The organism is Desulfomonile tiedjei (assembly GCA_016212925.1).
Classification (GTDB): Bacteria; Desulfobacterota; Desulfomonilia; order Desulfomonilales; family Desulfomonilaceae; genus JACRDF01.
This window is the reverse complement of the sequence record JACRDF010000052.1, coordinates 85539-108580: the sequence shown is the minus strand read 5'-3', so window position 1 is coordinate 108580 and position 23042 is coordinate 85539. Positions and strand designations below refer to the sequence as shown.

Below are 23042 nucleotides of genomic sequence, written 5' to 3'. Positions count from 1 at the left end.
ATTCAGTTGTCAGCGGAGAAAGACCGTCATTGCGACCCCGCTGAAAAGCGGGGGAAGCAATCTCAGCGCTCAAAGGCAGAGATTGCTTCGCCGTTTCACTCCTCGCAATGACAGAGAACGGCAAATTCCCCCGCGTAACTGAATGTTTACTCGCTCCCACCGGCTGTTGTTGAAAAATCCAATCACAAGAGCCAGTAGTACCAACGCGCTTTCATGCCGGTAGGATCGTGAACGCCATGCCTTGGGGCGGCTGTCGCCATATTTTGGTGGAGGCCGGCGTGCATGCCCCCATTGCTTATGGTGGTTTCCAAAATTTCTGTTCGATTTGTGTCTCGAAACTGTGTGCGACCGTAGGGCCCAGGTGAAAAGACAGGCTTCGGTCTCTTGTACGGCGCGGACCCCCGAGTCCGCCCTTGCCCGGCCGTCTCGTTGGGCCTAGGGCAGGCACGGGGGCCTGCCCCTACCCGGACTAGCCGCATTCAGAGAAAAATTTTGGCACTCGGTGTATGTCGTCTGCTTGATCGCCTGTCCCTGTGAAAATCCGCTACTCTCAAAAGAGAGGCGCCTTTTAATGATGCCACGGATGTGCGAAGCTCATCCGTGCACGGACGAGTCCCCCGAGGCGCGGGACGCGTCCGTGGCACCAAATCTGCGATGCATTTTCATCATTCGCTGTGATAGTTTTCGGCATGGCGGTTGGCATCAAATGCGGGAGTCGAAAAGATGACTATGTATAAGGTTGATTTCAAGTCTATTGCCTGGGAAACACCGGCTCAAGGTGTCCGTTTCAAGGCTCACAAAGATGAAGGAAAGCAACTCCGATTCGTGGAGTTCTATCGGGAGTTCGTCGAGGTGGATTGGTGTCAGCGAGGGCACATTGGATATGTTCTGGAGGGGGAACTTGAAATCGACTTCAGCGGACAACTGATCTCATTCAGCAAGGGCGATGGGGTCTTCATTCCGGCGGGCGAACTCCATCAACACAAGGCAAGGGCCATCACGGACGTTGCAAAAGTGATTCTGGTGGAAGAGCCTTAATGGTGTCCGGAGACCTAAAAACTCCCGGGAACAATGTTTGATTAAGGTTGAAGAGGACCGCCTCATTTCACCGCATCGTCCCATTGCCGACAAGTCACTTTGCAGTGGCGCACAACCCCTGGGTCCTTGCCTGCCGGTTGCCGAATGGACAAAAACAAAATTTCCGACAACAGCCATAATTACCCATCCTGTTTCATTCCATTTCCGCGCAAAGTCAGGTAAAATCCATATATCTGAAAACTATCTCGGACAAGCCTCTCGACCATTCCTATACCGAGAGTGCCGCTAAATCGGATTGTCCGAGAGAAATACATAGATTCTCGGGAAAGTGAAATGGCTGAACAAGAGACTCAAGGCTTACGCTCCATTCTCAAAGACATGGTGATTGCGAGGACATCGTTAGTCTATCTCCTGACAGATGAGGACCGGCGCGTCGAAGCAGAGGTCAAGACGCTCGCGTCAGCGTTCAAACCGCCTTTCAGGGTCTACGTCTGGACATGCACGACAGGCGTGACTCTTGGGGACGAGGCCGTGCTGCCGAATCCTTCCATCATGGCGGCTCTTGACTGGTTCATGGACATTCAGGAAACCGCTTTTTTGATTGTCAACGACGTACACGTGTTTCTCAAAGATAATCCACCGGTCATTCGCAAGTTCAAGGACGCTGCGAAGAGGATCGACCAGGGATACAAGACCATCTTTCTCATGGCACCTGTGCTGGAAATTCCCATAGAAATAAACAGTGAAGTGGTGCTGGTCGATGTCCCGCTGCCAAGGGTCGAAGATATCGACCGACTGCTGGACCAGGTAATCGCCAAGGAGAGGCACGCGGACGGTCTTAAGGAATCTTTAAACGAAGACGTCAAGGACCTATTCCTCAAGGCCGGAGCGGGGCTCACGAGCCAACAGGTAGTTCAGGCATTCCGCAAAGTGCTTGCCGGCAAGAAGGCGATCACAGAGCGCGAGTTGGAGATGCTCTTCGAGGAAAAAAAGCAGATAGTCCGCAAAAGTGGACTCTTGGAGCTTGTCCCGCAGAATATGGCCTTCGAGGACCTGGGAGGGTTCGGCACTCTCAAGAAATGGCTCAAAATGAGACAGGACATCTTCTCCAAGAGGGCACGGGATTACGGGTTAAGCTTGCCCAAGGGCGTCCTGCTTATGGGGATCAGCGGCTGCGGCAAGAGCCTTGCAGTTAAAGCCATCGCGGCCTTCTGGCAAATGCCTCTCTTGCGTCTCGACATGGGCCGGGTGTACGACGGGACACACGGAACGCCCGAAGAGTGTCTCCGAAAGGTAATCAAAACCTGCGAAGCGACCGCGCCTTGCGTGCTTTGGATAGACGAAATAGAGGCCGGGATCGCCAATGCCGGGCAGAAGACTCTAGGTGGCTCCGCGTCAAGAGTTCTCGCAAGTTTTCTGACCTGGATGCAGGAAAAAACCGCGCCGGTCTTCATAGGCGCGACTGCAAACAACATTGAATTGCTTCCACCGGAAATACTCCGAAAAGGCCGCTTTGATGAACTCTTCTACGTGGAGTTGCCTCAAGAAGATGAGAGGGCGGAGATAATCCGAATCCATTTGGCGAAAAGAAATGTTCCCCTGAACAAGTTCACATACCCGGACTTGGTCAAAGTCTCCGAGGGGTTCAACGGCGCGGAGATCGAGCAAGGCGTGCTAGGCGCGCTCTTCCGAGCGTTCAGCGAACACCGTGAGATCGAGCAAAACGACCTTTTCATAGCCCTGGAAAGCATTGTCCCGCTTTCCACCACCATGAAAGAACAGATCAAATTGCTGGAGAGATGGGCATTCAATCGCGCCTTAAAAGCCGGTGGGAATTAATGGCTCATACCCATGCGCTTTCGTACAAGGGAACATGGCGGGCGCGGAGGCCCGCCGCCACCGCATTATGGTAGCGGCCAGAGCCTGCCCCGGACCGCGATCCGGGGTCCCTGCCGGCCATTGCTAATGTCACTTCTTTGATCGCGCATTCTTATGAAAACGCCTCGAAGGCAACCGGCAAGATGCCGGCGCTACAGGCGTTTTCACAATTCGTTGCGGCGCTCGCCGCCATGGAAGTTGGTATAGGTCTCACAGCCTCCCGGCTTTACGTCTTTCTTCCAGCAAACCCACTGCCATCTTGGTGGCCTCTCCGGTGTAGACCTTGCATCGCTCCTTGATGTTATCTTCTTTGAATTTTTTTTGCCCTTCGTCAGTGCCCAGGTCCACGCCGGTCAGGTCCCTGCAATTTGTCGAGCCGAATGTGCCCTCAAAATTCTTCATCAACTTTTGGGAAGCGGTATAACTTTCCATAACCGACTGGTCCGGCGCGGTTCTCCCTGTAAACAGACCGAGCGCCATGATTCCGCCGCTTACTGCCCCACACATGCCGCAACTCCTTGAAATGCCACCGCAGAAACCGGTAGCGATCTTGGGTATCAACTCGGATTGGATGCCATAAGCCTCGCACACGGCGAGCAGCACGCTCTCGGCTCAATACATACCCGAGTCAAACAGTTCCAGACTCCGTTGCGATGTCTTGTCTATCATGTTCCACCTCCGCTGCGATTAGGGTGTTTACGAGTGACGGAATTGTTCACTTTACAAAGAATGCCCCGCTTCCGTGGAGATCATCACGCTGGTCACAGGATGTCCGCTCTTGTTCTCATCCCCTGGCTCCTGTACGGCGCGACCGGTGGTCGCCCTAATGCGGGCGCACGCCATGCGCGCCGTACAGGATCAGGAGATGCAGGTCCGGACGATGACAGGCTAAGCAGTCTCTTCTCTGCCAAGTGCATAATTCCGACGAGTCATTACCGGGGCTCACTTTTGTTACAAATCAGGATTTTTCGCCCGTCCTTGAAGATGACTTGCATCTTCTCCGCGCCGACCAGGTCAAGGACCCTTCCTATTCCGAAGACCGGATGCTCGATGAATTCAGCTTGTTTGTAGGAACCTGACACCTTGTAAGGCCGAGGTTCATAGTCCGGGGGCATGTCCTTCATGAACGTAGACCACTCACTCTGAGCCTTGGCTGCGACTCTGTCGACCGATTTGCGACCCTTCTCCGCGGGCGCTATTTTAAGGTGGCGTTTTTCCGGTTCGTCTTTTGTCCCAAATTTTGGCGGATAATACTTGTGGTCCCCTCCGCAGGTGAGGCACTGAACCCTTTGTACCCTGTTCCCGATAACTGCTACAACCCGGTGGTTGAGATTCATTCGGCAGCGTGTGCACCACGCTTCCACATCATCCCCGGGGCCGAGCGAAACACTAGCCATGCAACCTCCAAAAGCTTGTGCTCCAGCAGCGACCCCAAAACTCCATGCAGGGTGCCACGAGAATGGCCGTACCGGCCGCTCATCGCAGACCTCCAATGTTTTGCGTGCGCCGCTGGCGTGACCCACTAAAGTACTTAAGCAGCGGAAGATGTCAAGACCGTCGGGACAGGCGGGCGCAAGCGTTCAGGTACGCGGGACAATCCTCCCTGCCCCCTGTCTCGTCCTTTGCTTACCCCTGCGGCTGAAAGCCAACAGGGAGGGCTATTCCGCGGACCATCTTTTTACCGGGCCTGTGGCTACAAGGTACAAGAGCACACTCTCTTCATTGAGGCCCAGCAAGCCGGAAGCCTCGGCGTCGTAAAATGCGCCGATGCCGCAACAGCCCATTTTCATTGAAGTAGCAGCGAGATAGATCCTTTGTCCGAGCCGGCCCGCGGCGAGCATGGCGTGCCGGTACCCTCTCGGCCCCGCTGTCCTTTCGAGAAGCGCCAGGTTGCTCATGAAGAGGAAATGCAATGAACAATTGGCCAGCCACGCCTGTCCCAGGCACGCACTTGCCATTTGGTCCATTAAAAAACCTGAAGCCACGAGGCTTATAGTCTCACCTTTCGTGTCCAGGATGTAAAATCCGGGTTCCATCCCTTGCACGTTTCCCGCCAGGAAGCCGACGCATATTGAGTCTTGCCCGGGGGAAAGAACGCCCCCCGAAGACAAGGGATCCGCACACAGAATGCGGAGGAAGTTCCCCAGGTGTTCCGACGGCAATTGGCTCCTCACAAAATTTCGCATGGATCTGCGCTTGAAAACAGCTTCCGCGTAGCTCATTACTTCCGGGGGTCGTTGAGGAATTTCTATTTTCTCCCATTTGTTCAGCCTTACTCCGAGGCTGTTCCACATATTTTGAGCATCCACCGCGGGCTTGACTATTCGGCATGACAGGGAATGAAGGCGGTGTATGACCGGATAATCTGCCTCTCGTGTCGATACCCAGCTTTGGCCGGCCAGATCGTCCGAGGCGTCCTGGCATGTCCGGCTCTCCATTCCTTCAGACGCCTCTCCGCTTTCTACCAAGCCGATCGCCAGGCAAGCCTCGCGCGTTGAATCAACTCTCAGAATATCGGCCAACTCGCTGTCGTCAAAATCGTAAATCAGCCTGAAAGGAAGGTGCTCCGCGTTCGCAGCCAAGCACAGGTTTTCCGCCAGGTGTCCCGTGTCGAGCAGATTGTAACGATATCCGCGGTCCCTATATTTCCAGGAACTCCGAAAAAATATGGAAGTGAGGAAGAAGACCAGGACGGGCCGTGTTCCTTCTTCCAGGGGCACGGCGAGTGATAGCTGAGGGCTGATATCTCCCGAGCGAATCATAGTAAGCCCGCGGTCTTTCACATTTTGATGGTACAGCCCTTGGTCCAGGCCCGCTACGTTGATTGCAGCCACATAGAGTTCGAAAGGGTAGAGCGCCCCTGCCGACGCCACGTTCCGATAATAAAAATCCGCGCCCGCGTGCCGGGTTTTGGCTGTCAGCGAGTGTGTCAGGAGAAGCACGCGTGAAAGGCTTTCGAGGTCTAGATCAAAATCGGCGGGGTCCGTAATCGTTCCGAGAACCGCGGAAAGATTGCCCGCAGGCCAGGCTGTGACCTCGGGAAGGCTTATGGTTCCTAGCCCCGGGTACGTCTTGAAGACGCCCGGCTGGTTGCCCCAGTCCAACCGGCCCCCGCCCATGTCGTGGCGAGTGTAGCTTGTGAACTCGTGATATTCCCGCGCGGATTCAACCATGTTTCTTTTCTTGAACTGACGTTTTGCGCGGAGTTCAGGAAATCATCCGCCCCACGGCATGTTGGCGTAAACTGTCGAGAGCTTGTCTCTGTATTCTCGGAAGAACCTCTCATGCTCCTTTTCCCAGTCAGCGAGCATTCTTAACGCCTGGGCCGCCTTGCCATCGGTCTGCGAAGCCATCCTAGCGTAGTATTCGCTCAGGTCTTTCTCTATGAGCCATGCAGTGCTGAAGACCGTGACATCGGGAATCATGGAACCTTCGATGCACTGGTCAAGGAATTCCGAGTGAGCGCGTTCGTCGAAGTAGTTTGAAGGCTCTAAAATTATGTCTCGGACCTGTTGCAAGTCTATTTCGCGATCTTCTTTGAGATCTTTCAGTATCCTGTCTATGAAATCGATATGCTTTTTCTCTTCCGCGATCAATTTCTTGAACGCGGTGATTGCCGCGCCGACGCCCAAACGCTCCAGCGAAGCCTCAAAAAAGCTCAACCCGGTCTTTTCCTGGTTCAGGGCATACTCAAAGATCTTTATTACTTTCCGATTCACAGGCCGGCACCTCCTCCCGTGGCGTTGCTCATAGAATGCTTTGACTGAACAATTCCGTCAAATCGTTTGTGCGCACTTCAGCACTTACCCGGAACGCACCCAACCTGTCCCACCTGCGTGGATAAGCGCTTCCGTCGTTTCTCGAGAATCAGCAACAGGGCGGGCAGGGTCGTCAAAGTCAAGGTGACGGCCGAGCCCATGCCTATGACCATGGCCCATCCCAGAAATTCGAGCGAATAATGCTTGGATGCGAGCATGGCGACGAAGCCCAGGACATTGGTCAGCGAGGTAAAGATGATCGGTCGCGTCACGCGGTCCATTGTCGCCGAGACCGATGCGTTTACCTCCTGAAGAGCGCCCATGACAACGTGAACGCCATTGTCCATTCCCAAGCCAAAAATCAACGGCGCTACCCCCACGATGGAGAAAGGTAGGCCGAGACCTAAAAACCCCATGACCCCGAGGGTTATTGCGAACGCGCCCACCATCGGTATTAAGCTCAGAAAGACTCCAAGGGGGTGGCCGAACAGAGCAAAGAAAAAGACAATGACAGCGATCATCACGTAGAGACCCAGAGTAACCAATTCCGATATAAGGGTAGAGAGGACTTCCTGCATAATCTGACGTGGTCCGGAAATCTGGACCTTGACCGGCAAAACCTTCATTGCATCGAGAATCTTGTCATCGGCCTTACGAAGTTCAGCTATGTCCGTCATTCTGTCCGAATACCTGATCTGGGTCAAAAATCGGTACTTGCCGTTTATCCGCGCCAGGTACCAGCCGCGCTCTACCTCTGCGAGGGCGCCTTGGTCCACTTCTGCCCCGTTCTCGATGGATTGCAGGATCTTTCCCGTCTCGTTAAAAGAATTGCCGATGGTTTCAACGGAGCTGGCCGAGAGGGTGGAGTCCTTCACCTTTTCTCTGAAACGCTCTGCCAATTCAGGCCACGACGCCACAACGTCTGAAAGGCCCTTGATGTTATCTGCTCTAACGGAGTCCGGCGACAACAGATAGGAAATCGAGTCAAAGGAGGCTATCGAGTCATCTCTTTCCATGAGGTGGGCTAGAATGCCGTCGAGTTGCCGCTGAACGTGCAGTCCTTGCTGCACGTCATCCACCTCGAAAGAAAGCAGTGTGGGTTGAGAGAAATTGGACTGGAACTTCTTCGAAATTCTTTCCGACGAGGCCATTGAACTCATATCTCGTGCGAGAAAGACTTTGAACAGGTCTTTCTCATGCGAAACACGGGATGCAGAGAACAGACATACCAGGATGACAACCGCGGATACCGTGACAATCCTGGCAGGATGTTTCTCGTAAAGTCTTGAGAAGATTTTGAATGAGACTCGCATTCGAGGAACATAGTCCCTCTTTCTCTCGGACGTAAACTGCACCAATGCCGGAAAAAGAAAAAGCGTGGAAAGCAGGGTTAGAAACAGGCCTGTCGCTCCCACGTACCCGAACTGATTCATGGCCGGCTGCTTTGAGAGACACAGGCACAAGAACGCCAGAATTCCTACGAGGGCCCCCAACATTACCGGAGGCCCCGTATGCTGATAGACCTTAGCGACCGCTTCAATGGGCGATGTCCCTTGATCTATCTCTTGCCTCAGACTCCCCCACAAATGCACTCCGTAATCCGTTCCTAGGCCGAAGAGCACCCCACTGGCCCCCATGACCACCGGGTTAACGTCGCTATAGCTCAACCAGATCAAGCCGTAGTTCGGCCCGACTCCCGCGGCTATTGGTATCATGAACAGGAGCCCCGACCAGAGGCTTCGATAAACAACGATGAGAAGCGCCAACACCATGCTGAAGGAAAAACAAAGGATCGTCATGGTCTCGCGATCGAAGATTATGTCTGACTCATAGTGGAAAGCCGTCTTCCCTGTAATGTACCAACGGAGATCCTTTGATTTCTCCCTTAGGGTGGGCATGGTTTGAAGCACCGAAGTGATTTTTTCGGGAATGACTTCGTGCAACCGCCCGATGAGCGCTTTTCCGCGCGCAACATCAGTGCTTGGAAAGGACGGTGTGATTTGAATCAGATAAAGGGTGCTGTCGGGGCTGGCAATCAGGAGATAGAGATCTCCAAAGCTTACCGATCCAACCCTCTTTCTCATGGACTCGGAAACAAACTGCCCCAATTCCAGAGGATCTTCCAGCAGCCTTTTCTGCATATAGGGACTCGCAGCGAGCACTAGCCGATTAGTCGTCCTCCTGAACGCGTCGCTCATCCCTTCCGGGGTGAAGATCCTTTGAATTTCCTGACGCTCTCTTTGATTCATCCCAAGCAAGAAATGCTTGAAAAGCAAGGCCACCTGCTCTGAATCATCGGGATCGAGAAAGCGGTAGCGCACTCTGCGAATGTCAGGGAGCTTCTCAACCGTTTCCGCCAATTCCTTTATGAACGGAAGGCGCTCTTCTCCCGGCGGTTCCGGGAATTCCACCACGAGGATAAGTGAGTCCTGTTCGCCGAACTTTTCATAGTTCTCCGCTGCAAGCCTGATCAGGCGGTTTGTTTCGCCAATGCCCGCCAATGGGTCGCTGCTCATAGTTATCCAAGGCATTGTGGCGAAACCTGCAACGCTCAGCACAAGAAAGAATGCCATTACCAGTCGAGGATGGTTCGTAGAAATCCGGCAAATTAGTAGCAATATTCTGACTATCAATTGCATATGGCAGGTCTCCCCGCGGCCAGGTCTGGCGAAATTCAAGGATATCAATCTGTCGGCGCAATCCAGAGAGTAATAGCATTATATGTACTGACAAACAACCGACACGTTCCGCATGATCGGACGTGGAGCCGTCAGGCCAATAACCAAGCTAAGAACGCCCCTCAATGCCCGGAAAGAACCGATAATGGCCATTGCGGAAAACATCCTCCCCATGCTAGGAAGTGATGACTGAGAACACGTCGGCGTGTGAGTCGAAAAGGAAACAATCGAGGTCTCTGCCAATTCGCCTTCATGGATAAGAACGGCGGGCTCCGCGTCCGACGGGGCACCACCGAAACTTGGTAGCGCCCGGCGTCCCTGGCGGTCTCTAATAGTTTTTCCCGTTTGAGCGCGAATTGTGTTACGGCCTCAGCCCCCGCCGCAAGGGTGGGAACAGAACGCATACCGAGTGTTGCGGCGCGTGTGGCGCCCGAACTTCTCAGAATATAGGTTGCCGAGGCGCCAAAGGGTAATGGAAGAAACGGAAACAAGGGAATCAGAAGTGAACGGTGAAGAAGGACGGATGTCCTTTCTCGACCACCTTGGGGAACTCCGAGTTCGTCTCGTTCGGGCGGCTATTGCCATAGCTATCGGCTTCGGCGTGTGCATTTACTTTGGGGAAAGGCTGTTTAGTCTGCTCGCGGCTCCGATCATGAAACTTCTCCCCAAAGATGCCTCGCTGGTGTTCACGGCACTTACGGACCCGTTTTTCGTGTACCTCAAGGTCGCATTTATTGCAGGGCTGTTTCTCGCGCTCCCGTTCGTCTTGTACCAGATATGGCTGTTCGTCAGGCCGGGACTTCACACGCACGAACGCAAGCTGGCCGCGCCGTTCATTATGGTTGCCACGTTGCTCTTTTACTTGGGTGGGATGTTTGCCTACTTTCTGGTTTTTCCCGCCGCGTTCAAATTTTTCTTAAGCTACACCACCCCTGAATTGAAGCCCATGCTTGCGATCAAGGAGTTCGTCTCCCTGGTGATGCTGCTCATGCTGGCCTTTGGGGCTATTTTCGAGACGCCCATAATAATTCTGTTTCTGGGACTTCTAGGCATATTCAGCAGCGACACATTGAAGAAAGGCCGAAGGTATTTTATTGTCATTGCCTTTGTAATAGCCGCCGTACTGACCCCGACCCCGGACGTGCTCAATCAGACGCTCATGGCAGTGCCTCTCATGCTGTTTTACGAGGTCGGAATCCATTTGCTGGCCATATTTGAAAGGAAGAGGAAAAGAAGGGAAGAAGAGGAGGAGGAGGAAGACACACCTTCCGCATCAGCGGATTGATACCTTGACAAGAGGGAGCTTTTTCTCGGACAATTCTTACCAGTGTCGGGGACCGGCGTTCCGAACTGACGGAGCCTTAGGCAACCCCGCGCCAAGGCGCTTACAGTGTCGCGATGACTTCTACAGGGCTCGTTCTGCTGTTCTTGTCGAGTCCTTGTTTTTTTGGAGAACGTTTGAAAAAGACGAAATTAGGAGATCTGACTTGATTAGGGCCAGCCTTGACAACCGCGGAGTATACATTAATTCCTCCCCGGGAAGCGAACGGGTGTCGCGATTTTTTACTCTGTTGAAGGCGCTTGTAATACGAGACGTCACGAGCAGGTATCGTCGCTCGTCTCTCGGCATGTGGTGGGCTTTTCTGCAGCCCGTGATTCTCATGTTGCTTTTCAACATGTTGCGGGGATTCGTAAACATTCCCAGCGACGGATTGCCCTATATTCTCTTCAGTTACGCAGGGTTGGTTCCCTGGACATTTTTCAGCAACGCGGTAGCAGCTTGCGGACCCAGCATTACAGCCAACGCCGAAGTGATAAAGAAAATTGCTCTGCCCAGGGAGGTCTTCCCGCTGGCAGCAGTGTCCGCGACGCTGTTTGATTTCGCCATGTCCGGGATAGTCCTGGTCGGGATGATGATCTGGTTCAAGGTCCATGTGAGCCTGGCGCTTCTGTGGCTGCCGGTGCTGATAATTCTGATGACAGGGGTAGCCTTTTCCGTGGGCATACTGCTGGCCGGACTGGGCACCTTCAGGAAAGACTTTATTTTTGCGACCCCGTTTCTTACGCAAGCGTGGCTGTTTGCGACACCAGTGATATATCCGTTGAGTTCCGTCCCGGAAGCGGCTCGATCAGTGTACATGCTCAATCCTATGGTCGGAGTCATAGAGGGGTTCCGCAACGTGCTCTTGAAGGCCACGGCCCCTCCTGCGGACGCGCTCGGCTGGTCCGTTATCATGACGGCGGTCATGCTGGCAATTTCGTGGCCGGTCTTTCGCAAGCTTTCCGGTTATTTTGCAGACGTGCTGTGAGGAATTGATGTCCGACGACGTGACCATACGCATTGAAGGGCTTTGGAAACGATACGGCCTTCCTCTGCCCGCTTTCATACACAAAGGATTGAACTATATAAGAAAGCGGAAGAACTCCGACAACGACGGCGGCCCCTGGGCGCTCAGGGACGTGAGCCTCGAAGTCCGCAGAGGGGAGACGGTCGGGATCGTGGGCAGGAACGGCGCTGGAAAGAGCACCCTCCTCAAAGTCCTTGCCGGAGTGACCGGCCCCACCAGGGGGCGTGTGGAGATTCGCGGCCGGATCTTCCCCATGATAGAACTCAATGCCGGATTGCACATGGAGCTTACCGGCCGTGAGAACGTTCGACTTCTGGGCGCCGTGATGGGACTTCCTCATCGCGAAATAGAGTCAAAGCTGCCTGAGATCGAAGATTTTACGGAACTCGGAGAATGGTTTGACCGTCCGGTACGAATGTATTCCAGCGGCATGCTGGGCCGGCTCGGATTCGGGGTGGCGGTCAATATAGAAAGCGACGTGGTCCTCATTGACGAGACATTCGCAGTGGGAGACCTGAAATTCCAGAACAAGAGCCTGGCCCGAGTCAAAGAAATGAGAGAGAGCGGCGCCACGGTGCTTCTCGTGAGCCACAGCCTTGAGACCCTCCAATTTGTCGCTCGGCGAGGAATCTTGCTCGAACAAGGCGTATTGTTGGCCAGCGGTTCCGCGCTTGAAGCCATCAACGAATACGAGAAGCTTGTTTTCCGATCCGAACAGAAGCGTCTGGAACATCGGGTTCGCAACAGGATATCGTCGGAGGATGTCAACATCTATTCCGCTAGGGTGTACGGCAAAGATGGGCAATCGCTGACCGAGGTGCCGGCCGGCGAGCCCTTTGGCATCGAAGTCGATCTTCGCTTGAACCGGCCTTTGGAGCGCCCCATGTTTTCCATGGGAATTTTGAACGCGGCCGGAATCCTGTGCAAGTGGAATATCTCCGAAGAGGACGGTCTTTCTTCTGAGGGCCGTAGCGATCATTACCTGTTGACAGTTTGGTATCCGGAGAACCATTTGTCCACCGGGGCCTATGAAGCGCACTTTGCGGCCAGAGAAGCAGCCTCTTTTGAGACCCTCGAACGGATTGCCGGAATAGTGAGCTTCGCAGTTATAGGGTCAAGTCGCTCGCGAGGCATTGTCGCAGGCCCTTGCCGATGGGAACTCGTGCCGCATAAAGATGCGGAATCGCGGCCGGGAGATCGGGTAGAACGCTCGAACCAAGGAATGGGATCATGACCGACTCGGTTCAGGATTCGTGGAGCCGCCTGATGAGCTGGCGCAGCGAGTGCTGGCAGCGGTTTGGCAATGTCCTGGATTTCCCGATTCGTTCGCCTCACGAGGAGCTTCCCGGCCTGCTGGCCGCGCAAAAGCGCGTTCTCGATGTGGGCGCAGGGGCCCACATGCCGTTCAGGGGGGCTGTCTTGCGGGCTGCCGCGGTCTATTATTCACTCGACACGGACCCGGAAGGTGAATTTGATTTTCGCTCTTTCGGCGAGATATCCGAGGATCTCTCCTTTGACCTTGTCATCGCCAACCAGGTCCTGGAGCACATGTCGGTTGATGAAGCTTTTGCGGTTGTGCGTTCTTCGTACGAGCATCTTGGCGACGGGGCCAGTCTCCTGGCCACCGTCCCAAACGCGGCGCATCCCGTGCGGCAGAGGGATTGCACGCACATCACCCCCTGGCCTGCGAACGATCTGTACAGCCTCATGCGCAGCGCAGGCTTTGAACTGGTTTCCATGACCAGATACAACAAGTTTCCCCTCACAAAGAATCCCCTGCGGCGCTGGGTAGTGCAAACGGTCTGCAAGGAGTTCCGGGTGGACTGGTGTGACAGCATAATGGCTATCGGGCGCAAGAGATCTTGAAATGGCTCCATCCCAGTGCAAACCGACCAAAACGCGAGTGCCGTTGGAAATCCCTCTGGATGGGCTTGTGTACCGCATTGAGCAGGCGCGGGACATTGACCTTCCACCGGAAGCGCCTCGCCTTGTTGTAGTGTCACACGTGCGGAATTCGACTGCAAAAGAACTGCTTCGAGTATGCCTGGCCGCGATCCGCCGTTTCACGCCCGAGCCCTACGAATTGTGGGTTGTGGACAATAACTCGCCCATGGAAAACCTCGACGGCCTCCTGCTACTGGACGGCGTCAATGTGGCGTTGAACCGGACAGAGCCACTGCCGCCGGAAGGCAGACACCTCGAAGGCAGCGAAGCTGCGTCCGCCAGCCAGCTAAACTGGGGCAGTTATGCAAACGCTGTGGGACTGGAGCTGGCGGCTCGTCTCATAAACCCGCGTTCGCGTTATTTTATGTCTCTGCACATGGACGCCCTGCCCTGCCGGGCAGGATGGCTCTCCTTCCTGCAATCAAGGCTTTCAAACGGAATTGCCGCGGCAGGTGTCCGTATGGACACGACCCGTACGCCGGAAGGGGTCCTGCATGTGTTGGGTTACATGGTTGACTTTCAACTGTTCCAGAGGCTCAATCTTAGCTTCTTTCCGGAATTGCCACGGCTCGACGTCGGCGACGATGTGACAATTAAGCTGAGAGACGCGGGCTACAGGGTGTTCGCATGCCCCAACACCTTCTGGGAGCCTGAACTGATATCGGAAATACCTCAATCTTCTCCCCTGAGAGAACTTCCTGTGGACCGCTCGTTCGACGACGGAGGAAACGTGATATTCCTGCATTTGGGCCGCGGACTCAGGAGGTCATCAGGCGAGCATCGCAAAGGAATCACAGCCGAGGCCTGGATCGATTTTGTGGACAATTATTTGTTGTCCTAGACCGACTAAGCTGCAAAATTGGTCCCGCCCGCCCTGTTAATTGATTGCTATGAGAGAACAACCCCACTCCGATATTGCCCTGGCACAGGCCCGGAACCTGTCTTACTCGCTGCGACGGCACTATGTGGACGATTTCCACATACGACATGTGGCAGCTCTGGGAGCCGGTTCACTCGTGCTCGATCTCGGCGGCAACAGGGTCGGGAAAAGAGGGCTGTTCGACATAGAGAAATATAACTTGAACGTGGTCTATGCCAATCTCTCCACCGCGAAACAGCCTCATGTGCAAGCTGAAGCGGCTTGGTTACCCCTGCGTGAGGAGAGCTTCGACGCGGTGGTTTGTTCGGAGTTGTTGGAGCACGTGCCGGACCCGCTCGCAGTCCTGGGAGAAGCGCACCGTGTCCTGCGCGGCCGCGGGACCTTACTGGTTTGCGTACCGTTCCTGGCCCGTATCCACGGCGATCCCTACGATTTCGGGCGGTACACGGACTATTATTGGTCGGAGAAACTACGGGCTGTAGGATTCACCGATATTGCCATCGAGCATCAGGGGAGCTTCTGGAGCGTGCTGGTGGACATGGCGCGCGACCTGGCGTATCTTAATGAAAACAGTTCCCTATTAGGGCGAGAATGGGTGAGGCGGCTGATCTCACGCGCCCTGGGCAAGGCAAAACAAAAAGCTGTAGAGTGGGATCGTTCGCCCGATTCATGCAAGGTCTCGGTCCCGGAAGGCTATTCCACTGGATTCGGCATCAGGGCGATAAAAGAATGAGCAGACCGAAAGTATTTCTTACCGGCGGAGACGGAATAGGTTGGGCCGTGGATGAAGACCTGAGGCTCACCAAGGAGGCCGTCGAAGACTTTGTGGACCTCGTAGCCCTGGTTGAATGCGAGGTGGTCCACTCCATGTGGTGGTGGGACCTGCTGCCGATACCTCCTGAAAGTCTGAGCGGCAAACGCGTTCTCTGCCATGTGCCTGGTGAACCTTTCCGGTACTTCACTGTGCCGGAACATCGTCAAGCGATCAGGCTGGTGGGCCGTTGGATTACTCGAACTCGGCAGGCGGCCCTTCAATTGAAAGGCTTGGGCCTTGAAAGCGACATCATTCCTTATCTCGTCGATACCGCTACGTTCAGGCCTCTGCCCAAGGACGACCGTGAAACTACGGCCTTTCGGAATCGTTGGAATTTACCCTCAAATGCATATCTGATCGGCAGTTTTCAGCGGGACACGGAAGGATCGGACCTGCAAAGTCCCAAGTTGGTCAAGGGGCCTGATGTCCTGCTGGAGATAATCCTGGGCCTCAAACGACGCGGCCTCAACGTTCACGTGGTGCTTGCGGGGCCTCGACGGCATTGGTTGATTCGTAGATTTCAGGCTGAGCACATTCCCTTCACGTACATAGGCCGGATGATTGAAGGGGATGACCTCGATATCAATTCTCTGTCGAGACCTACCCTGAACATCCTCTATAATCTCATCGACCTGTGCATTGTCTCGAGCCGTTCCGAAGGCGGGCCTCACGCCATCCTCGAAGCAGCGGCATCCCAGTGCAAAATAGTGAGCACGCCGGTTGGAATGGCCCCGGAGGTGCTCGATCCGGGATGCATCTTCACTTGTCCCGCGGACGCGTCAACGATAATCGAGAACGACATCGCCCAGGACACCCTCGGACAGTTTGTCCGTACACATTATGAGCGGGTTCATGAACGTCATCGTCCTGAAAACGCGGCGCCGCTCTTTCGCAGCCTCTATGATAAGCTGGCGTCAGTGCCTGTGTTCACGGGTCTGAAGCCCGTTCGCGGTCAGAGTGGGAAGTCTGCCGAGGAGGCCATTGTGGACAAAAACAGCCGTGCCCTGGAGCCTGACAAGCTTACTGTAGGCCTTTGGCACACTTTCTTTAAACCACCGTACGGCGGGGGCAACCAGTTCATGATGGCATTGCGCAAAGGCCTTTCCAAGCGGCGTGTGGACGTGCGGGAAAATGAGCTGACAAAGGGAATAGACGCTTACGTGCTCAATTCCATTCATTTTGACGTGGATCGTTTTCTGGACTTCAGCCGCAAGCACAGACTGAATGTAGTGCATCGTATAGACGGACCAATTCATTTGATCCGCGGGTACGACATAGAGAAGGATGAACTTTGCTATCGACTGAACGCGCAGTTTGCCTCGGCTACTGTCCTGCAATCCGCCTGGACCTATCAACGGATCGTTGAAATGGGATACAGTCCCGTGGAGCCGGTGATCATTCACAATGCAGTGGATTCGGACATATTCAATTCAAAAGGCCGCGCGCGCTTTGATCCGGACCGCAAGGTAAAACTCATTTCGACTAGTTGGTCCAACAATCCCCGCAAAGGTGGGCCTACGTACAAGTGGATAGAAGACCATCTCGACTGGGATCGCTTCGAGTATACCTTCGTCGGTAACGCGTCGGAGAAATTCGAGCGCGTCCGACATATTCCACCGGTGTCGTCGGAAGAGTTGGCCGTCCTGCTGCGAGAGCACGACATTTATATAACAGCGAGCCGCAATGACCCGTGCTCCAACGCGGTGATCGAGGCCCTGGCCTGCGGACTGCCCGTACTGTACCTCAATGACGGCGGTCACCCCGAACTGGTGGGAGCCGGTGGGCTGCCCTTCGAACACGAGGAAGAAATCCTGCCTCAATTGGAAAAGCTTGTAGACAATTACGAGTCCTTCCAGCGCTTGATAACCGTTTCATCTTTGGAACAGGTGGCCGAAAAATACCTGTCCATCATCAGGGAAATCGTCCGGTGAGCACCCATACGAACAGGGAATTTGCTCCTCATCTCGTTCTTTTTTTTACTCGCGGGGTGTCTCTGGGAACCTGGGCTACGGTCGGCATGCTCGCCAGAGAAGTGGCTCTGTACCTACATCTTGTGGAGCATGGCTTCGAAGTAAGCTTCGTGACATATGGGGACGGCTCCGACCTCGACTATGCCGACGAACTCGGAGGGATTCGAATACTGTGTAATGAATCCGGCATGGCGCTGGAGGATTACGAGAGGTCCTTGTTTTCATTGCACGAAGATGCGCTGTCTGGTTGCCACATCATTAAAACCAATCAGACGTACGGGGCCGAGTTGGCCTTGGAAGCTGCCCGGGCTTTTCGGAAGCGGTTCGTGGCAAGATGCGGATACATGTGGTCGCAAAACGCGGCACGAGAACACGGACCGATTTCCCCCGAGGCTTCGGAAGCGCGGCGAGTGGAGGAAAAGGTATTTCGCGCCGCGGACAGGGTAATTGTGACAACGCCTGCCATGCTGCAGGAGCTTGTGGAACGCATCGCGGACGTGGCGCCAAAGGTCACGGTCATCCCCAATTATGTGGACACTAAGTTGTTCCGGCCGGACCGGTCGGCGAAAGACCCGAGGACCGGCATATTTATCGGCCGCATCGCGCCTGAAAAGAATCTTGCCGCCCTACTGGAAGCCATCCGCCCCCTCGATGTGGATCTTATCCTCATTGGCGAAGGGAAGCTTCGCCCTGAGCTTCGTCAGCATTTTGCCGACTTGGATGGCAGAGTTCGCTGGGAAGGCAATGTGTCCAATTCCCGGCTTCCTGAATATTTGAATCAGGCGGGTTTCTTTTTGCTCCCATCCCTGTACGAAGGGCACCCCAAAGTGTTGATCGAAGCCATGGCTTGCGGAATGCCGGTAATCGGAGCTGATTCACCGGGGATAAGGGAATTGATTAATCATGGAAACACGGGCTGGTTGTGCGGGACCGACCCTGTAGCCATACGTGGGGCCATCGAGCGGATAATGTCGAGCCCAAGTTTGGCGGCTCATTTGGCAAGTAAAGCTCGACAATACGCCGTGGAGAACTTCTCGCTGGAAAAGATAGGAGAGATGGAACTGACCCTCCTCAAGAAGGTCATCGCTCCATGATGCCCGGAATTCTGCGTCGATGGGGCGCGGCCCTGGCCCGTCGGTTTTTCACCAAACTGCCCGAGGTTGAGATCCGGAGTTTGTTGGTTCAGGCTGCTAAAGACCGGTCCGAATCCTTGACTCCCAAGGAGGGTCTGAAATTCCTTTTGGAACTGGACGCGTCACTTTACCCGCTGGAAGGATGGCTCGCAGTGGCTTATGGAAGGGGGACTCACACCAAGCATCGCCACACCCGTTATCATGATTTCTTTGTTAATCGGATAGGAAAAGGGGAAAGAGTGCTGGATGTGGGTTGTGGCATCGGCGCTCTGGCATTTGATGTTGCCGAGAAGGCCGGCGCCGAGGTAGTCGGTGTGGACCTGAGCAGCGACAACATCCGGACCGCGGTTCAGAAATACTCTCACCCTGCTGTAAGCTATCTCGTGGGCGATGTTCTGCAAATTCCGCTTAAGGGGAAATTCGATGCCGTGATTCTGTCCAACGTGGTTGAACACCTGGAGGCACGCGCCAAGTTTCTGCGCGGCGCGATCCGTGAGATCAGGCCGGAGCGCGTGCTGTTGCGCGTTCCTGTTTTTGAGCGCGACTGGAGAGTGCCGCTGAAACAGGAACTCGGTATTGACTGGCGGCTGGACTCGACGCATTGCACGGAATACACCCTTGAAAGCTTTGCCGCTGAAATGGAAGAAGCCGATCTGAAGGTGACCCATCAAGAAGTCCGCTGGGGGGAAATCTGGGCTGAGGCTGTGCCAATATGATATCTGGCTCGAAGTCTCCCAAAGTAACTGTCCTCATGTCCGTTTACAACGGGCGGAAATACCTCGCCAAGGCCGTTGAGAGCATCCTCGATCAGACTTTCCGCGATTTCGAGTTTCTCATCATCAACGATGGATCGACCGAACCTGTGGAGCAGGTTATCACTTCTTACCGCGATGCCAGGATCGTTTTGGTCAATCAGGAAAACGCAGGCTTGACCCGATCGCTCAATAAAGGTCTGGCTTTGGCCAGGGGCGCGTACGTGGCCAGGATGGACTCGGACGATATAAGCCTCCCCACCCGATTGCAGGCCCAAGTAGCCGCGATGGAAGCCGATGCAAATCTGGACCTCGTTGGTTGTTTTTTCGACGTTGTGGACGAGCATGGCGATTTGATTGAGAGAAAGGAATTGATCACAGATCCAATTTACAGGCTTTGGAGGCTTCGGTTTCACAACAATTACGGGCATGGGTCGGTAATGTTGAAAAAAAAGGCCGTGATTGATGCCGGCATGTATGACGAAAACCTGCGGTATGCCCAGGACTTCGATCTCTGGTCGCGACTTTCCACAAAGTCCAATACCAAGGTAATTCCCGAAGCTCTGTATAGTTACCGGATGGTAAGCCAGGGCAGCCAGGCTTCTGTAGCAAACTATGACCTGCAATTGAGAAATGCCATACTCATCAGTAACAGGAGTCTGACGGCCTGCAATCCGGGCCTCACTGAGGCAGACTGCGAGGAGGTGCGGGCCCTGTATTGGAAGTTCCAACTGGACTCCGTTTCACCGAGGGGAATTGAGTTATTGCCGGCCACTCTGGAAGGCTTTTGCAGGCGCTTCGGGATTGAAGGCCAAGAGAAATCCGCCCTTATCAGGCAAGTTATCCGGGATACGTTGGGCGAACTTGACCAGATAGGCCTCACCATGTCCGAAGAATGGCAAAAGGCGGTCGCAGATCTGAAGAAATATGGGCAAGTGCTCTCCAACTGGTAGCTGGGTGTAACTATTCACCGAAGCGGGACGGAGGTCACTTGCCCCCGGTAACCGGGCAATTACGCCTGCATGTAACCATTCAGTTACGCGGGGCGGTTTGCCGTCCTGTGTCATTGCGAAGAGTGAAGCGACGAAGCAATCTCTGCCTTCAAACGCTGAGATTGCTTCGCTACGCTCGCAACGACCATCTTTCCCACCGCGTAAGTGAAGGGATGCGCCTCCATTCAAAATGTTATTGAATTCCACAGCATTGTGGCATATCATAATATGTTTAAGATGGGGCTGTGACACAATATCGAGGCCTCTCGAATTTGAGGGCCCGGCTGGCCGAGTTTTGAGGCCACCGGGAAAAGAGTTCGCAAATATTGGAGCAAAAACCCGGTACCGACCGCACATCTAAATTTCCGAAAGAACAATGGTTCGTGGAGGAGTGCCTATGTCATCCTTGAATTGGAGGCACAAGTTGGGGTCTTTCCTGACCAGGCTCTTCCCGTCAAACGGGAAGAAAGAGATTGCAGATCTGACAAAAGAAATTGAAGGTCTCCGCGCGCAGCTTGAGGCCGTACAATGCGTGGACAGAGGCTTCCTCGCGCGGGAAATTGAGGCTGTGAGAAGTGACTTGGAGGACGCGGACGACCGCGACCTCGCGGTGATGAAGCAAGAAATTGAAATCCTTCGGAACGAAACGCAGGAGAATATAGCCGCAATTCATCGTCTGGAGATACTGACGCTCAACCGCCGAATCAATCTTCTGACAGATTTCGGTAAGGAACTGCCACCGACAATTGCCGGCAGGACGAGAAAGTCTTTGAAGCCGCATGGGTACAGCTTCGGAATAATTACCAACGGTCAGCGTAACGACAAATTGGTAAAACTCATCAGGTCAATCAGGGTCCAGAACATCCCCCACGATTCGTATGAGGTCCTTGTTGCAGGATGCGTGGACGAAATTGCAAGCATGGAAGGGATCAGGACCTTTGCCATGCAGGACGCCGCGTCCGAAGGCAGACTGGGCGCGATGCGTAACGTCTTGGCCAGGGCCGCTTCTTTCAACAAATTCGTGAGCCTTGACGATGATTTCCTGCTCCACCCCAATTGGGCGGACGCGGTCGAAGAAGTCAAAGGTGATTTCGATGTGGCAACCAGTATTATAGTGAACCCGGACCTCTCAAGATATTGTGATTGGGTGAATATTATCGAAAACTATACCTTTCTTCGTGCATATCACGAGACATTCGACAAGTGTCAGTATGTCACCGGCGGATACGGCATTTACAAGGACTTCATATTCCTGGAACACTCTTGGAATGATAATTTGGGGTTCTATCAGGGAGAGGACGTGTCGTTCTCAAGGCGATTGTTCGACGCGGGTTTTCAATTGAAATTCATACCCAAAGCTATTGTGATGCATGATGATGAACGATACCGGCAAAAAGGATATGGAGTGATTCGCCTAAAGTCGGCTGAAGAGTGCAATGAACTGCTCAATCTCAGCTTGAGGCTCGAAAAATTGTGCCCCAGGACTTTGTCCTAAGCTCGGCCCCCGCTTTTTCCAGCCCTGCCTTGGCTGGCAGGGCCGCGTGTTCGCGATTGGGCCTACTCAGGCCTTGTTCAAATCCTCTTTGCACGCGGGAACGGCTTTTCGAGTTGTTTGGCCAAGTATTTAGACACCCCTTTCCGATGGAATTGCTCGGGTTCCAGAGTCCTCCCCGCGCCGCTTTCCCGCCCCATCTCACACAGACCCCGAGTGCAAGGAGCTGAAAATGACATTACTGGTTGTGGTTGTAATCCTTACAATCATCATTAGATTCCATTGCGCCTTCTATGAAGCCATCCTCCTATCGACTCGACTCGGGACCCTTGAAGCCGCCAAAGCTGCGGGAAAGCGACCGGCACTGGCTCAGGGGCTAATTGAGATGAAAAAGAAAATCAGCGGGACCATAGCCTCGATTCTGATTTTGACTGTTGTCGCAGATACTGCCGGATCGGCAGTTGCAGGTATAGTCGCTGCCGAGGCCTTGGGGCCTTCCATGTTGCCGGTCTTTTCCGTCGCATTGGTACTGATGATTTTGTTTCTGGGGGAGATAGTCCCTAAAACTCTGGGCGTGGTCTATTGGCGAACCTGGTGGCCGTCCATAGTTTGGCCGCTCAGGACCATGAAATATTTACTTTACCCGGCGGTTATAGTCACTCAGAGGTTTTCCAATCTGCTCACTAGAGGCCACAAAGCGCCGAGTGTCACAGAGGAGGAAATCCTGGCCACAGTACGCTTGGGTGCGCTGGAAGGGCAGATAACCCCTGGAGAAAGCGTACTCGTCCACAATATCATAAGCCTTGAAGACAAGCAGATTCGGGAGATCATGACGCCCCGCACGGTGATTTTTTCCCTGGAGGCTTCCATGACCGTGGGTGAAGCTGTCCAAGCGGTTGACCGAAAGGGATTTACCAGAATACCCATCTACGAAAAAGAACCTGAAAATATAATTGGTTACATGATCATTCACGATCTGTTTTCCGCCCGAACGTTGAGCGATCCCGACACCCCGATAAAGTCCCTCGCCAAGGCTATCTCATTTGTTCCTGAAACAAAGAATGCTCTGGCGCTTCTCACCATTTTCTTGAAACAGCGCAGACATATAGCCGTCGCGGTGGATGAATACGGGGGAGTTGCCGGGCTGGTGACCCTGGAGGATCTCATCGAAACAGTTCTGGGTGACGAGATTGTGGACGAAACCGACCTGGTGGTGGACCTTCAAGAAAGGGCCAGGCAGCTCAAACGGCAGCATCCTTCCATGTGATGCCGGCACCACTTGCAAGATTGGGATCCAGGCCGGACCTTGGTAGGTCGCGCCGTCCGCGAGGCTCCGGTCCCAGTTGTTGAAAAAACTTTTCGGAT

19 protein-coding genes are annotated in these 23042 nt (G+C 54.1%); 14 read left to right on the top strand and 5 right to left on the bottom strand.

Going from position 1 to position 23042, the window contains the following annotated elements; genetic code table 11:
* Window positions 1-723: 723 nt before the first annotated feature.
* Together HY913_23815 and HY913_23810 are read left to right on the top strand one after the other, a co-directional pair.
* A complete protein-coding gene (locus tag HY913_23815) occupies window positions 724-1038 on the top strand; it encodes a cupin domain-containing protein (GenBank protein MBI4966327.1) in 315 nt (104 codons plus the stop codon).
* A 333-nt stretch (window positions 1039-1371) separates the two neighbouring features.
* Window positions 1372-2877, top strand: a complete 1506-nt coding sequence (locus tag HY913_23810; GenBank protein ID MBI4966326.1) for an AAA family ATPase — start codon at window positions 1372-1374, stop codon at window positions 2875-2877.
* A gap of 249 nt (window positions 2878-3126) precedes the next feature.
* On the opposite strand, the gene HY913_23805 is transcribed toward HY913_23810, so the two are convergent.
* The 5 genes from HY913_23805 to HY913_23785 all read right to left on the bottom strand — a co-directional run bounded on the left by HY913_23805 (window position 3127) and on the right by HY913_23785 (window position 9313).
* Window positions 3127-3519 carry a C_GCAxxG_C_C family protein gene (locus HY913_23805; GenBank protein ID MBI4966325.1) on the bottom strand — a complete coding sequence of 131 codons (393 nt, stop codon included), beginning with the start codon at window positions 3517-3519 and terminating at the stop codon, window positions 3127-3129.
* A gap of 329 nt (window positions 3520-3848) precedes the next feature.
* The gene (locus HY913_23800) at window positions 3849-4313 is read right to left on the bottom strand and encodes a hypothetical protein (GenBank protein ID MBI4966324.1); all 465 of its coding nucleotides are present in this window, start codon (window positions 4311-4313) and stop codon (window positions 3849-3851) included.
* 261 nt (window positions 4314-4574) lie between these two features.
* The gene (locus tag HY913_23795) at window positions 4575-6089 is read right to left on the bottom strand and encodes a SagB/ThcOx family dehydrogenase (protein ID MBI4966323.1); all 1515 of its coding nucleotides are present in this window, start codon (window positions 6087-6089) and stop codon (window positions 4575-4577) included.
* A 42-nt stretch (window positions 6090-6131) separates the two neighbouring features.
* Window positions 6132-6635, bottom strand: a complete 504-nt coding sequence (locus HY913_23790; GenBank protein MBI4966322.1) for a hypothetical protein — start codon at window positions 6633-6635, stop codon at window positions 6132-6134.
* Between the two features lie 77 nt (window positions 6636-6712).
* Window positions 6713-9313: an MMPL family transporter gene (locus HY913_23785; protein MBI4966321.1), complete on the bottom strand. Its 2601-nt coding sequence runs from the start codon at window positions 9311-9313 to the stop codon at window positions 6713-6715.
* Window positions 9314-9824: 511 nt separating this feature from the next.
* On the opposite strand from HY913_23785, the gene tatC reads away from it, so the two are divergent.
* The 12 genes from tatC (at window position 9825) to HY913_23725 (ending at window position 22944) form a co-directional block, all read left to right on the top strand.
* Entirely contained in the window at window positions 9825-10637 is an 813-nt protein-coding gene (tatC, locus tag HY913_23780) for a twin-arginine translocase subunit TatC (GenBank protein MBI4966320.1), read from the top strand.
* Window positions 10638-10839: 202 nt separating this feature from the next.
* Window positions 10840-11661 (top strand): ABC transporter permease, encoded by an 822-nt coding sequence (locus HY913_23775; GenBank protein MBI4966319.1) that lies wholly within the window; start codon window positions 10840-10842, stop codon window positions 11659-11661.
* 7 nt (window positions 11662-11668) lie between these two features.
* Window positions 11669-12934, top strand: a complete 1266-nt coding sequence (locus HY913_23770) for an ABC transporter ATP-binding protein (protein ID MBI4966318.1) — start codon at window positions 11669-11671, stop codon at window positions 12932-12934.
* Window positions 12931-13566 carry a class I SAM-dependent methyltransferase gene (locus HY913_23765; protein ID MBI4966317.1) on the top strand — a complete coding sequence of 212 codons (636 nt, stop codon included), beginning with the start codon at window positions 12931-12933 and terminating at the stop codon, window positions 13564-13566. Before HY913_23770 ends, HY913_23765 begins: the two co-directional genes overlap by 4 nt.
* 1 nt (window position 13567) lies before the next feature.
* A complete protein-coding gene (locus tag HY913_23760; protein ID MBI4966316.1) occupies window positions 13568-14485 on the top strand; it encodes a hypothetical protein in 918 nt (305 codons plus the stop codon).
* Between the two features lie 49 nt (window positions 14486-14534).
* Window positions 14535-15257 carry a class I SAM-dependent methyltransferase gene (locus tag HY913_23755; GenBank protein MBI4966315.1) on the top strand — a complete coding sequence of 241 codons (723 nt, stop codon included), beginning with the start codon at window positions 14535-14537 and terminating at the stop codon, window positions 15255-15257.
* A complete protein-coding gene (locus HY913_23750) occupies window positions 15254-17269 on the top strand; it encodes a glycosyltransferase family 4 protein (GenBank protein MBI4966314.1) in 2016 nt (671 codons plus the stop codon). Before HY913_23755 ends, HY913_23750 begins: the two co-directional genes overlap by 4 nt.
* Window positions 17266-18402, top strand: a complete 1137-nt coding sequence (locus HY913_23745; protein MBI4966313.1) for a glycosyltransferase family 4 protein — start codon at window positions 17266-17268, stop codon at window positions 18400-18402. Before HY913_23750 ends, HY913_23745 begins: the two co-directional genes overlap by 4 nt.
* Window positions 18399-19157 carry a class I SAM-dependent methyltransferase gene (locus HY913_23740; GenBank protein MBI4966312.1) on the top strand — a complete coding sequence of 253 codons (759 nt, stop codon included), beginning with the start codon at window positions 18399-18401 and terminating at the stop codon, window positions 19155-19157. The genes HY913_23745 and HY913_23740 overlap by 4 nt, the downstream gene beginning before the upstream one ends.
* Window positions 19154-20146, top strand: coding sequence for a glycosyltransferase (locus HY913_23735; protein ID MBI4966311.1), 993 nt, complete (start codon window positions 19154-19156; stop codon window positions 20144-20146). Before HY913_23740 ends, HY913_23735 begins: the two co-directional genes overlap by 4 nt.
* A 436-nt stretch (window positions 20147-20582) precedes the next feature.
* Entirely contained in the window at window positions 20583-21680 is a 1098-nt protein-coding gene (locus HY913_23730; protein ID MBI4966310.1) for a hypothetical protein, read from the top strand.
* Window positions 21681-21909: 229 nt separating this feature from the next.
* Complete coding sequence (locus HY913_23725; protein ID MBI4966309.1) at window positions 21910-22944, top strand: DUF21 domain-containing protein; 1035 nt, start codon at window positions 21910-21912, stop codon at window positions 22942-22944.
* Window positions 22945-23042 lie beyond the last annotated feature (98 nt).